11 protein-coding genes are annotated in these 13,277 nt (G+C 56.5%); 10 read left to right on the forward strand and 1 reads right to left on the reverse strand.

Annotated features, from left to right (window positions below; all coding sequences use genetic code 11):
- Positions 1-135 precede the first annotated feature (135 nt).
- From rodZ to BV390_RS19735, 8 genes are all read left to right on the forward strand, one after another.
- Positions 136-1,113: a cytoskeleton protein RodZ gene (gene rodZ / locus BV390_RS19700; protein ID WP_085397246.1), complete on the forward strand. Its 978-nt coding sequence runs from the start codon at positions 136-138 to the stop codon at positions 1,111-1,113.
- A gap of 26 nt (positions 1,114-1,139) precedes the next feature.
- Positions 1,140-2,261: a flavodoxin-dependent (E)-4-hydroxy-3-methylbut-2-enyl-diphosphate synthase gene (ispG, locus tag BV390_RS19705; protein ID WP_032695550.1), complete on the forward strand. Its 1,122-nt coding sequence runs from the start codon at positions 1,140-1,142 to the stop codon at positions 2,259-2,261.
- Positions 2,262-2,352: 91 nt separating this feature from the next.
- Positions 2,353-3,627: a histidine--tRNA ligase gene (gene hisS, locus BV390_RS19710; protein WP_032695549.1), complete on the forward strand. Its 1,275-nt coding sequence runs from the start codon at positions 2,353-2,355 to the stop codon at positions 3,625-3,627.
- A gap of 34 nt (positions 3,628-3,661) precedes the next feature.
- Complete coding sequence (locus BV390_RS19715) at positions 3,662-4,282, forward strand: YfgM family protein (protein ID WP_032686503.1); 621 nt, start codon at positions 3,662-3,664, stop codon at positions 4,280-4,282.
- Positions 4,283-4,292: 10 nt separating this feature from the next.
- Positions 4,293-5,471, forward strand: coding sequence for an outer membrane protein assembly factor BamB (gene bamB, locus BV390_RS19720; protein ID WP_004866328.1), 1,179 nt, complete (start codon positions 4,293-4,295; stop codon positions 5,469-5,471).
- A 192-nt stretch (positions 5,472-5,663) separates the two neighbouring features.
- Positions 5,664-7,142, forward strand: coding sequence for a ribosome biogenesis GTPase Der (gene der, locus BV390_RS19725; RefSeq protein WP_004866324.1), 1,479 nt, complete (start codon positions 5,664-5,666; stop codon positions 7,140-7,142).
- 125 nt (positions 7,143-7,267) lie between these two features.
- Positions 7,268-8,359 carry a Gfo/Idh/MocA family oxidoreductase gene (locus BV390_RS19730; protein ID WP_085397247.1) on the forward strand — a complete coding sequence of 364 codons (1,092 nt, stop codon included), beginning with the start codon at positions 7,268-7,270 and terminating at the stop codon, positions 8,357-8,359.
- 49 nt (positions 8,360-8,408) lie between these two features.
- The gene (locus BV390_RS19735; protein WP_032686505.1) at positions 8,409-8,627 is read left to right on the forward strand and encodes a zinc ribbon domain-containing protein; all 219 of its coding nucleotides are present in this window, start codon (positions 8,409-8,411) and stop codon (positions 8,625-8,627) included.
- 6 nt (positions 8,628-8,633) lie between these two features.
- Here BV390_RS19735 and xseA read toward each other — a convergent pair whose 3' ends face one another.
- Positions 8,634-10,004, reverse strand: a complete 1,371-nt coding sequence (gene xseA, locus BV390_RS19740; protein WP_032695547.1) for an exodeoxyribonuclease VII large subunit — start codon at positions 10,002-10,004, stop codon at positions 8,634-8,636.
- Positions 10,005-10,162: 158 nt separating this feature from the next.
- Between xseA and guaB the strand changes: the two genes are divergently transcribed.
- Positions 10,163-11,629, forward strand: a complete 1,467-nt coding sequence (gene guaB, locus BV390_RS19745) for an IMP dehydrogenase (RefSeq protein WP_032686508.1) — start codon at positions 10,163-10,165, stop codon at positions 11,627-11,629.
- A gap of 65 nt (positions 11,630-11,694) precedes the next feature.
- The gene (guaA, locus tag BV390_RS19750) at positions 11,695-13,272 is read left to right on the forward strand and encodes a glutamine-hydrolyzing GMP synthase (protein WP_032686509.1); all 1,578 of its coding nucleotides are present in this window, start codon (positions 11,695-11,697) and stop codon (positions 13,270-13,272) included.
- Positions 13,273-13,277: the final 5 nt, after the last annotated feature.

Raw genomic sequence — 13,277 nt, forward strand, 5'->3', positions numbered from 1 at the left:
TAGCATTCAATATTGATAAGTATCTGTGATAGTGGGTCATACGGACTTATACTCTTCGTGTGACGTTTAGCAGATGTTTCGCGGCGCGGGGTAAACCGGCGCTGAACTTTAAATTCACGTACCAGTAGTTGTCGAATGAACACTGAAGCCACTCAAGACCATCAAGAAGCAAATACGACGGGCACGCGTCTACGTCATGCCCGTGAACAACTCGGACTCAGCCAGCAAGCGGTGGCGGAGCGCTTATGCCTGAAAGTTTCCACGGTTCGTGATATTGAAGACGACAAGGCGCCGGCCGACCTGGCCTCTACCTTCCTGCGCGGCTACATCCGCTCCTATGCGCGCCTTGTGCACATTCCGGAAGATGAACTGCTGCCAATGATGGCAAAACAGGCCCCGATTCGTGCCGCGAAAGTTGCGCCGATGCAGAGCTTCTCCCTGGGAAAACGCCGTAAAAAGCGTGACGGCTGGCTGATGAGCTTCACCTGGCTGGTACTGTTTGTGGTCATTGGCCTCAGCGGCGCCTGGTGGTGGCAAGACCATAAGGCCCAGCAGGAAGAAATTACCTCGATGGCCGACCAGTCAACCGCTGAACTGAATGCGGGCGACAGCAGCCAGAGTATTCCGTTGGATACCGGCGCCAGCAATACGGCGCCGGATAGCACTGCCAACAGCGCGCCGGTTGATACCACCCCTGCACCGACGGCCTCTACCCAGGCACCGGTTGATAATAACGCCGTTGTGGCGCCGTCTCAGGCCAATGTCGATAGCGCACCGGCTGCCGCGGCGCCGACTTCTCCACTGCCAACCGCCCCGGCTAATGCAGCCGCTACGGCCGCTGCGGCCGCTGCGGCCCAGGATTTGGTTCTGAACTTCTCTGCCGACTGCTGGCTGGAAGTGAGCGATGCAACCGGCAAGAAACTGTTCAGCGGTTTGCAACGTAAGGGCGGTAATCTGAACCTGAGCGGTCAGGCGCCTTATAAACTGAAAATTGGCGCACCGGCAGCGGTACAGATTCAGTATCTGGGTAAACCCGTCGATTTAAGTCGTTTTATCAGAACTAACCAGGTTGCGCGTCTGACCCTTAATGCCGAAACATCACCGGCGCAGTAACAGACGGGTAACGCGGGAGATTTTTCATGCATAACCAGGCTCCGATTCAACGTAGAAAATCAAAACGTATTTACGTTGGGAATGTGCCGATTGGCGATGGTGCTCCCATCGCCGTACAGTCGATGACCAATACTCGCACCACCGATGTGGCTGCGACGGTAAACCAAATCAAAGCCTTAGAGCGCGTAGGCGCGGATATCGTCCGCGTCTCCGTTCCGACGATGGATGCAGCGGAAGCGTTCAGGCTTATCAAGCAGCAGGTCAACGTCCCGCTGGTCGCCGATATCCACTTTGACTACCGTATCGCCCTGAAAGTGGCGGAGTACGGTGTGGATTGTCTGCGTATCAACCCGGGCAACATCGGTAACGAAGAACGTATCCGCATGGTGGTTGATTGCGCCCGCGATAAAAACATTCCTATCCGTATCGGCGTCAACGCCGGTTCGCTGGAAAAAGATCTGCAGGAAAAGTACGGCGAACCAACGCCGCAGGCGCTGCTGGAATCAGCTATGCGCCATGTCGATCATCTCGATCGTCTCAATTTTGATCAGTTTAAAGTCAGTGTGAAGGCCTCCGATGTTTTCCTGGCGGTAGAATCGTATCGTCTGCTGGCGAAACAGATCGATCAGCCGCTGCACCTTGGGATCACTGAAGCCGGCGGCGCGCGTAGCGGCGCGGTGAAGTCGGCGATCGGCCTGGGGCTGCTGCTGTCTGAAGGGATCGGCGACACCCTGCGCGTTTCCCTGGCGGCGGATCCGGTTGAAGAGATCAAGGTCGGTTTCGACATTCTGAAATCCCTGCGCATCCGCGCTCGCGGGATCAACTTCATCGCTTGCCCGACCTGTTCGCGTCAGGAGTTTGACGTTATCGGCACCGTTAACGCGCTGGAACAACGTCTGGAAGACATTATTACGCCGATGGACATTTCGATTATCGGCTGCGTGGTGAACGGTCCGGGCGAAGCGCTGGTTTCGACGCTTGGCGTGACCGGCGGCAATAAAAAAAGCGGCCTCTATGAAGATGGCGTGCGTAGAGACAGGCTGGACAACGACGATATGATCGATCAGCTGGAAGCGCGGATCCGTGCGAAAGCCTCGATGCTCGATGAAGCGCGTCGCATCAATGTTCAGCAGGTCGAAGAGAAATAATCCGGGGCGGTGTATCACTTCCCGTGTATGATTGAACCCGCAGACGCGCGGCGTCGGGGTTCATTTTTGTATATAGATAAAGAGAATAAACGTGGCAAAGAACATTCAAGCCATCCGTGGCATGAACGATTATCTGCCGGGCGAGACCGCTCTCTGGCAGCGCATTGAAGGCTCACTGAAACAGGTGCTCGGCAGCTACGGTTACAGCGAAATCCGTTTGCCGATTGTAGAGCAGACCCCGTTATTCAAACGCGCGATCGGTGAAGTAACCGACGTGGTTGAAAAAGAGATGTACACCTTTGAGGACCGCAATGGCGATAGCCTGACGCTGCGTCCGGAAGGGACGGCGGGCTGCGTACGTGCCGGCATCGAACATGGTCTCCTGTACAATCAAGAACAGCGCCTGTGGTACGTCGGGCCGATGTTCCGCCACGAACGTCCGCAGAAAGGGCGCTATCGCCAGTTCCACCAGATGGGCGTTGAAGTCTTTGGCCTGCAGGGCCCGGATATCGATGCTGAGCTGATCATGCTGACCGCTCGCTGGTGGCGTGAGCTGGGCATCGCTGACCACGTTGCGCTGGAGCTGAACTCCATCGGTTCGCTGGAAGCGCGTGCAACCTATCGCGATGCGCTGGTTGCCTATCTTGAGCAGTTTAAAGATAAGCTCGACGAAGACTGCAAACGCCGCATGTATACCAACCCGCTGCGCGTCCTGGATTCCAAAAATCCGCAGGTGCAGGCGCTGCTCAACGACGCACCTGCGCTGGGCGACTATCTGGATGAAGACTCCAAAGCGCATTTCGCGGGCCTGTGTGCCCTGCTGGACGATGCCGGTATTCGCTATACCGTCAATCAGCGTCTGGTGCGCGGTCTGGATTATTATAACCGTACCGTGTTTGAGTGGGTCACCACCAGCCTCGGTTCCCAGGGAACGGTCTGTGCCGGCGGTCGTTATGATGGTCTGGTAGAGCAGCTGGGCGGGCGTGCAACGCCGGCCGTAGGCTTCGCTATGGGGCTGGAGCGTCTTGTTTTACTGGTTCAGGCAGTAAATCCGGAATTTAAAGCCGATCCTGTTGTCGATATATACCTGGTGGCTTCCGGAACCGATACCCAGTCTGCAGCGATGCGTCTGGCTGAGCGGGTTCGCGATGAGCTGCCCGGCGCTAAGCTGATGACCAACCACGGCGGCGGCAACTTTAAGAAACAGTTTGCCCGCGCGGATAAATGGGGCGCTCGCGTTGCTCTGGTGGTCGGTGAATCAGAAATTGCTGACGGAAACGTGGTAGTGAAGGATTTACGCTCAGGTGAGCAAACTACCGTAACGCAGGATAGCGTTGCTGCGCATTTGCGCGCACTTCTGGGTTAATCTCCCGGGAATCATTAGTCAGGAGAAGGACTGCGTGGAAACGTATAACAACGAAAACGATCAGGTCGATGCGCTCAAGCGTTTCTTTGCCGAAAATGGCAAAGCGCTGGCCGTTGGTGTGATTTTAGGGATTGGCGCGTTGGTTGGCTGGCGCTACTGGAGTTCTCATCAGCAGGATACGGCGAGAGAATCCTCTTTAGCCTATGAAAACGCCATTTCCGCGCTCAAATCAGACAAGCCGGAAGCGATCGGTTCGGCGGAAAAATTTGCCGCCGATAGCAAAAACAGCTATGGCGCGTTTGCTTCTCTGGAGCTGGCCCAGCGTTTTGTCGATAAGAACGATCTGCAAAATGCCGAAAAGCAGCTTCAGCAGGGCCTGGCCGCCGCGCCGGATGATAACCTGAAGTCGGTTATCAATATGCGTCTTGCGCGTGTACAGCTGCAGCTGAAGAAACCTGATGAAGCGCTGAAAACCCTTGAGGGTATTAAAGGTGAAGGCTGGGCCGCTATTGTCGCCGATCTCCGTGGTGAGATTCTGCTTAACAAAGGCGATAAGCAAGGCGCTCGCGCAGCCTGGGAAGCTGGCGTGAAAAGCGATGCTTCACCTGCGCTCAGCGAAATGATGCGTATGAAAATAAATAATCTGTCCATCTGAGAGGGACTCGATGCAATTGCGTAAATTACTTTTGCCAGGGCTGCTTTCCGTTACCTTATTAAGCGGTTGTTCGTTGTTTAACAGCGAAGAAGATGTGGTGAAAATGTCACCGCTGCCGACGGTGGAAAATCAGTTTACGCCGTCCACGTCCTGGAGCACCTCTGTTGGCGATGGTATCGGCGATTTCTATTCTAACCTGCACCCGGCTTTCGCCGACGGCGTCGTCTATGCGGCCGATCGTAAGGGCACCGTCAAAGCGCTGAACGCTGATGACGGTAAAGAGGTATGGTCGGTTAACCTGGCTGAAAAAGACGGCTGGTTCTCTCGCACGCCTGCGCTGCTCTCTGGCGGCATCACCGTTTCCGGCGGTCATGTCTATATCGGCAGCGAAAAAGCGCAGCTGTTCGCCCTGAATACCAGCGATGGTACCGTGGCGTGGCAGGCTCGCGTTGCGGGCGAAGCGATTTCTCGTCCGGTAGTCAGCGACGGCATGGTTCTGGTTCACACCAGCAACGGTCAGCTGCAGGCGCTGAATGAAGCGGATGGGGCGGTGAAGTGGACCGTTAACCTGGATATGCCGGCGCTGTCTCTGCGCGGTGAATCGGCACCGGCGACCGCCTATGGCGCAGCCATCGTTGGCGGCGATAACGGCCGCGTGAGCGCCGTGCTGATGCAACAAGGGCAGATTATCTGGCAACAGCGTATCTCCCAAGCGACCGGACCGACGGAAATCGATCGTCTGAATGATGTCGATACGACCCCGGTTATCGTCAACGGTGTGGTATACACGCTGGCGTATAATGGCAACCTGACCGCGCTGGATCTGCGCAGCGGCCAGATCATGTGGAAGCGTGAGCTGGGTTCCGTGAACGACTTTATCGTTGACGGCAACCGTATCTACCTGGTCGATCAGAATGACCGCATCCTGGCGCTCTCCACCGAAGGTGGCGTGACGCTGTGGACGCAAAGCGATCTATTGCATCGCCTGTTGACTGCGCCGGTGTTGTATAATGGCAACCTGGTGGTCGGTGATAGCGAAGGCTATATGCACTGGGTGAACCCGGAAGATGGTCACTTTGTGGCTCAGCAGAAAGTGGATAGCTCCGGCTTCCGTACCGACGCGGTGGTAGCCGATGGTCGACTGCTGATCCAGGCAACAGACGGCACGCTGTATTCTATTACGCGTTAGTCGTGGCGGCTTACCCCGCGGCTCTTGAGTTTCTTCGCGGCGGCCGGCAACGCAGCCGGTAGCGAAGTTCACTGAGAGACAACGGGTATAGTGCGAATTGAGAAACGGCTCCTGGCAGACAGGGGCCGTTTTGACTTTTTTAAAAACGTCGTTAAATCGATGTTGCATAGCAATTTGTAAGAGGCATTTAACATGATACCTGTGGTCGCGCTTGTCGGGCGCCCTAATGTTGGAAAATCCACGCTTTTCAACCGTTTGACGCGCACTCGTGATGCGTTGGTCGCGGATTTCCCGGGGCTGACTCGTGACCGTAAGTACGGTCGTGCTGAAGTTGAAGGTCGTGAATTTATCTGTATCGATACCGGCGGTATCGATGGCACAGAAGATGGCGTTGAAACCCGAATGGCGGAACAGTCGCTGTTGGCGATTGAAGAGGCGGACGTCGTGCTGTTTATGGTCGATGCGCGTGCGGGCCTGATGCCTGCTGATACCGCGATCGCCAAACATCTTCGCTCCCGTGAAAAGCCGACTTTCCTGGTGGCGAACAAAACCGACGGCATTGATGCCGATCAGGCGATTGCCGACTTCTGGTCACTGGGCCTCGGCGATATCCATCCGATCGCTGCGTCTCACGGTCGCGGCGTGACCAGCCTGCTGGAGCACGTCCTGCTGCCGTGGGCCGAAGAGATCGACCCGTCGGAAGAGGTCGATGAAGATGCGGCGTACTGGGCGCAGTTTGAAGCGGAACAGAACGGTGAAGAAGCGGAAGAGCCAGAAGACGACTTCAACCCGCAAGATTTGCCGATTAAGCTGGCGATTGTCGGCCGTCCGAACGTGGGTAAATCCACGCTGACCAACCGTATTCTCGGCGAAGACCGCGTGGTGGTCTACGACATGCCGGGGACGACGCGCGACAGTATCTACATTCCGATGCAGCGCGACGAACGTGAATACGTGCTCATCGACACCGCGGGCGTGCGTAAGCGCGGTAAAATTACCGACGTGGTCGAAAAATTCTCGGTCATCAAAACGCTGCAGGCCATTGAAGATGCCAACGTGGTGATGCTGGTTATCGATGCGCGTGAAGGGATTTCCGACCAGGATCTTTCTCTGCTCGGTTTTATCCTCAACAGCGGCCGCTCGCTGGTGATTGTGGTCAATAAGTGGGATGGCCTGAGCCAGGAAGTGAGAGAGCAGGTTAAAGAGACGCTGGACTTCCGTCTGGGCTTCATTGACTTTGCACGGATTCACTTTATCTCCGCACTGCACGGTAGCGGCGTCGGTAACCTGTTCGAATCCGTACGCGAAGCGTATGACAGCGCAACCCGTCGCGTCGGGACGGCGATGCTGACCCGTATCATGACCATGGCGGCAGAAGATCATCAGCCGCCGCTGGTGCGCGGCCGTCGCGTGAAGCTGAAATACGCCCATGCCGGTGGTTATAACCCGCCGATTGTGGTCATCCACGGTAACCAGGTAAAAGACCTGCCGGACTCCTATAAGCGTTACCTGATGAACTACTTCCGCAAGTCGCTGGACGTCATGGGGACGCCGATTCGTATCCAGTTCAAAGAAGGGGAAAACCCGTTTGCCAACAAACGCAATACCCTGACGCCGAACCAGATGCGTAAGCGTAAGCGCTTGATTAAACACATCAAGAAAAGCAAATAAGAGAAACCCGCCGCTGGCGGGTTTTTTTATCTCTCAACAACCCGTGATATTGGTGAATCACGTTCGTCGCCCGTTCGATGTGTATAATACCCCTATTATTTCCACCAATTTACTGGCAGGTCACTATGCAGACTGGATTTGTTGGGCTGGGCGCGGTAGTCGAAACCGCTTATCTTCCCGCGCTGAGGCATCTGGGGAACCCCATGAGCGAATGCTGGGGCTTCGATGTGAATCCTGCCAGGAGATTAGCGGGGATAACCCGCTGTGAGTCATTAGCGGCACTGCTCGGAAAACCGTTAGATCTGCTATTTATCACCACCGCGTCGTTGCAGCATCTTCCGGTGCTGGAGGCGGCGCTGGCATCAGCCTGTCCGCGCATTGTGGTGGAAAAACCGGTTGTGGCGACCCTTGAACAAATGACCCGTCTGCGTGAGCTGCTCAGCGAGCCGCAGCATGCGCGGCGGGTACTGGCGCTCGATCACTGGATGGCGCGGGACGGCGCGCTGAAGCGGGCATTGGGTGAGCTGGACGATCGCTGGCAGGGGGAAGATGAGCTGCAGTCCCGTCGGCCTCTGCTGTCGTCAATCCAGGATATCGTGCGTATTGACGGCTTTTTGCAGGAGCCCAGCGGATTTAACGACCAGGGCGAACCCGTGGCGCTCAATTTTGCCACCGGTGAGCCGGATACGCGCCAGTTGCGCCATCCTGACGGCGTGATTCTTGATATTGGTACGCATGTGCTGGCGATGTTGCGCGAAACAATCCGCTACTGTGGTGGCACGGATGAGATGCACCTTGAAATCCGGCAGGCCAGCGATCGGCTGGGTCATGCCATTGCCCGTGGTGATACGCAAACCGCGGAAGGCAATGCCCATCTGCAGGGGGAACTCAGCGGTATCCCGCTCAATATCTGGCTAAACAAATATGCCGGACCGGCGGGAGGACAAAAAGGAGTGCGCATCTGGTTACGCGATGGACGCATTATCAATCAGGACCGGCGCGATAATTGCGAAGTGGTGGAGCTGATTGATGGCGATCGTATTGAGCGCTGGCGGCGGCCGGGCGCTATCTATGAGCATTGCCTGGGCGAGCATATTCTGGGGAAAGACAGCCTGTTTGTTCGCGCTCCCGAGGAGGTGTCCCGGTTAACGCAGCGACGGATCGGCGAAGTGGCGCTATTGCTTGAATTACAGCAGCAATTACGTGGGCCACACTGAACCGCCGCCGTGGTAAACTGGATAGACGAACATTCGGTAAGGAATCATCATGGAACTCGCATGCCCCATCTGTCGCGCGCCGCTGGCACGACAGGATCACAATGCACACTGTCAGCACTGTGCGAAAGACTTTGCCCTGGAAGCCCGCTGTCCGGATTGCCACAAGCCGCTGGAGGTTTTAAAAGCGTGTGGCGCAGTGGATTATTTTTGCCAGAACGGGCACGGGCTGATTTCGAAAAAACGCGTGGAGTGGGCGGCGGTAGAATAACCGGTGTTACTTTTTCTTCGCCCGGGTTTTCTTCACCGGCGTAATCGTTCTGACTTCGCTTTCGACCCAGCCGTCATTTAAACGAGTGGTCAGCAGATCGCCTGTCTTCACCTGTTTGGTTTGCTTCAGCACTTTGCCGTCGCTGGCGGAGGTTACGCTATAGCCGCGGGCCAGCGTTGCCAGCGGGCTCACGGCCTCCAGATGGGTAACCGCGTTGCCGAAGCGCTCGCGGCGCTCGCTTAAACGCGAGCGGATGCTCTCGGCGAGGCGGTACTCGAGTTGCTGAATGCGTGACTGAATACGGTGGATGCGCGGCTGCGGGTTTTGCATGTTCAGCCGCTGAATGACGCGCTGTTGACGCTGATCGGCGCGTTTCATCTGCGTTTCAAGCGCAAGGCGCATCCGCTCGCGTAGCCTTTCCAGCGCCGTTTGCTGGCGTACTAATCGCAGCTGCGGATGCTGCTGCTGAAGACGATGGAACAGCTGGGTAAAACGACGGTGACGGTTGGCGATAAAATAGTCCATCGCCATTTCCAGACGTTGCTGGCCGGACTGCAGCTGGCGCAGCAGCTCCTGCTGATTGCGGCTGACAATCTCTGCAGCGGCTGAAGGAGTTGGCGCCCGCAGGTCGGAGACAAAATCGGCGATGGTGACGTCGGTTTCATGGCCGACGGCGCTGACGACCGGAATGCGGCTGGCAAAAATCGCCCGCGCTACCCGTTCATCGTTGAAGCTCCATAAATCTTCCAGAGAACCGCCGCCGCGGCCAACGATCAGCACATCACACTCTTCGCGAAGGTTGGCTAATTGTATGGCGCGAACGATTTGCCCTGGCGCATCGTCGCCCTGAACCGACGTTGGGTAGATAACCACCGGCAGCGACGGATCGCGTCTTTTCAGCACCTGCAGAATGTCGTGTAGCGCCGCGCCGCTTTTCGAGGTGATGACGCCTACGCAGCGCGCAGGGGAGGGGAGCGCTTGCTTATGCTGCTGATCGAAAAGACCTTCCGCCGCCAGCAGCGCTTTTAGCTGTTCATACTTTTGCTGTAACAGCCCTTCACCGGCAGGCTGCATGCTCTCGACGATAATCTGATAGTCGCCGCGCGGCTCATACAGCGTGATATTGGCGCGTACCAGTACCTGCTGTCCGTGCTGCGGGCGAAAAGTAACCCGACGGTTGCTATTGCGGAACATCGCGCAGCGCACCTGGGCGTTATCGTCTTTTAAGGTGAAGTACCAGTGGCCGGAAGAGGGCTGGCTGAAGTTTGAGATCTCGCCGCTGATCCAGACCTGGCCCATTTCCTGTTCCAGCAGCAGGCGAACCGTCTGGTTTAGGCGGCTGACCGTGAAAATTGCAGGGGATTGAGATGGCAACATGTGAGCAAGATCAAATTTTAAATCAGCAGGTTATTCAGTCGATAGTAACCTGATGATAGACGATCGCAAGTATTATTTTCAAAAAAGGGTAGATGCAATCGGTTACGCTCTGTATAATGCCACGGCAATATTTATCCACCCTGGTCGAGATATTGCCCATGCTACGTATCGCTAAAGAAGCTCTGACGTTTGACGACGTCCTCCTCGTTCCCGCTCATTCTACCGTTCTGCCGAATACTGCCGATCTCAGCACCCAGCTGACGAAGACCATTCGTCTGAATATTCCTATGCTCTCCGCAGCCATGGATACCGTAACAGAAGCGCGCCTGGCAATTGCCCTGGCACAGGAAGGCGGCATCGGCTTTATTCACAAAAACATGTCCATCGAGCGTCAGGCGGAAGAAGTTCGCCGCGTGAAGAAACATGAGTCCGGCGTGGTTTCCGACCCGCAGACCGTACTGCCTACAACCACCCTGCGTGAAGTAAAAGTGCTGACCGAGCGTAACGGCTTTGCTGGTTATCCGGTGGTGACCGAAGACAACGAACTGGTCGGTATCATCACCGGTCGCGACGTCCGCTTCGTGACCGACCTGAACCAGCCTGTCAGCGTTTACATGACGCCGAAAGAGCGTCTGGTTACCGTGCGCGAAGGCGAAAGCCGCGAAGTCGTGTTTGCCAAAATGCACGAAAAACGCGTTGAAAAAGCGCTGGTTGTTGATGATGGCTTCCATCTGCGCGGCATGATTACCGTTAAAGATTTCCAGAAAGCGGAACGTAAACCGAATGCGTGTAAAGATGAGCATGGTCGTCTGCGCGTCGGCGCAGCGGTTGGCGCAGGCGCAGGCAACGAAGAGCGCGTAGATGCGCTGGTTGCTGCAGGCGTTGACGTTCTGCTGATCGACTCCTCCCACGGCCACTCTGAAGGCGTTCTGCAGCGCATTCGTGAAACCCGTGCTAAATATCCTGACCTGCAAATCATCGGCGGCAACGTGGCCACCGGTGCCGGCGCACGTGCCCTGGCTGAAGCGGGCGTGAGCGCGGTGAAAGTAGGTATTGGCCCTGGTTCTATCTGTACTACCCGTATCGTCACCGGCGTTGGTGTCCCGCAGATTACCGCCGTCTCCGACGCGGTAGAAGCGCTGGAAGGTACCGGCATTCCGGTTATCGCCGATGGCGGTATCCGTTTCTCCGGCGATATCGCGAAAGCAATCGCTGCTGGCGCTGCTGCCGTGATGGTCGGCTCCATGCTGGCGGGTACCGAAGAGTCCCCGGGTGAAATCGAGCTCTACCAGGGGCGTTCTTACAAATCTTATCGCGGGATGGGTTCTCTGGGTGCGATGTCCAAAGGCTCCTCTGACCGTTACTTCCAGAGCGACAACGCTGCGGACAAACTGGTACCGGAAGGTATCGAAGGCCGCGTTGCCTATAAAGGTCGCCTGAAAGAGATCATTCACCAGCAGATGGGGGGCCTGCGCTCCTGTATGGGACTGACCGGTTGTGGTACCATCGACACCCTGCGTACCAAAGCGGAATTCGTGCGTATCAGCGGTGCTGGCATCCAGGAAAGTCACGTTCACGACGTGACGATCACCAAGGAATCCCCGAACTACCGCATGGGCTCCTGATTTTCATCGCCCGGTCATGCGCCGGGCGATTTTATTTAATCGCTACTGCTCTGGAATAAACGTCAATGACGGATAACATTCATAAACATCGCATTCTAATCCTGGACTTCGGTTCTCAGTACACCCAGTTGGTTGCGCGTCGCGTACGTGAATTAGGGGTTTATTGCGAGCTGTGGGCCTGGGACGTAACGGAAGCTCAGATTCGTGAGTTCAATCCTAGCGGCATCATTCTTTCCGGCGGCCCGGAAAGCACCACTGAACATAACAGCCCGCGCGCGCCGCAGTATGTGTTCGAAGCCGGTGTACCGGTGTTTGGCGTTTGCTACGGTATGCAGACCATGGCAATGCAGCTGGGCGGCCATGTAGAAAGTTCTAATGAGCGCGAGTTCGGCTATGCGCAGGTTGAAGTTGTTACCGATAGCGCGCTGGTGCGCGGTATTGAAGACTCCCTGACCGCTGAAGGCAAGCCGCTGCTCGACGTCTGGATGAGCCACGGCGACAAAGTTACCGCGATCCCGTCTGACTTTGTTACCGTTGCCAGCACAGAAACCTGCCCGTTTGCCATTATGGCGAACGAAGAAAAACGCTTCTACGGCGTGCAGTTCCACCCGGAAGTGACCCACACCCGCCAGGGTATGCGTATGCTGGAGCGCTTCGTGCGCGACATCTGCCAGTGTGAAGCTCTGTGGACGCCGGCAAAAATCATCGACGATGCCGTTGAGCGTATCCGCCAGCAGGTTGGCAATGACAAAGTGATCCTCGGCCTCTCCGGCGGCGTGGACTCCTCCGTGACCGCAATGCTGCTGCACCGTGCTATCGGGAAAAACCTGACCTGCGTATTCGTGGACAATGGTCTGCTGCGTCTGAACGAAGCCCAGCAGGTTATGGACATGTTCGGTGACCACTTCGGTCTGAACATCGTTCACGTGGAAGGCGAGAAGCGTTTCCTGGACGCGCTGAAAGGCGAGAACGATCCGGAAGCCAAACGCAAAATCATCGGTCGCGTGTTCGTCGAAGTGTTCGACGAAGAAGCGCTGAAGCTGGAAGACGTTAAATGGCTGGCGCAGGGTACCATCTACCCGGACGTCATCGAATCCGCCGCGTCTGCAACCGGTAAAGCGCACGTCATCAAATCTCACCACAACGTGGGCGGCCTGCCGAAAGAGATGAAGATGGGGCTGGTTGAACCGCTGCGTGAGCTGTTCAAAGACGAAGTGCGTAAGATTGGTCTGGAGCTGGGCCTGCCGTACGACATGCTGTACCGTCATCCGTTCCCGGGGCCGGGTCTCGGCGTGCGCGTACTGGGCGAAGTGAAGAAAGAGTACTGCGACCTGCTGCGTCGGGCGGATGCTATCTTCATCGAAGAGCTGCATAAAGCCGACCTCTACAACAAAGTGAGCCAGGCGTTCACCGTGTTCCTGCCGGTCCGCTCTGTAGGCGTCATGGGCGATGGCCGTAAGTACGACTGGGTCGTTTCCCTGCGTGCGGTCGAAACCATCGACTTTATGACCGCGCACTGGGCGCACCTGCCCTATGACTTCCTTGGCCGCGTCTCCAACCGCATCATCAACGAAGTCAACGGCATTTCCCGCGTCGTCTATGACATCAGCGGCAAGCCGCCGGCAACGATCGAGTGGGAATAACTCCC

Source organism: Klebsiella sp. YJ, from assembly GCF_002108615.1.
GTDB classification, from domain to species: domain Bacteria; phylum Pseudomonadota; class Gammaproteobacteria; order Enterobacterales; family Enterobacteriaceae; genus Klebsiella; species Klebsiella planticola.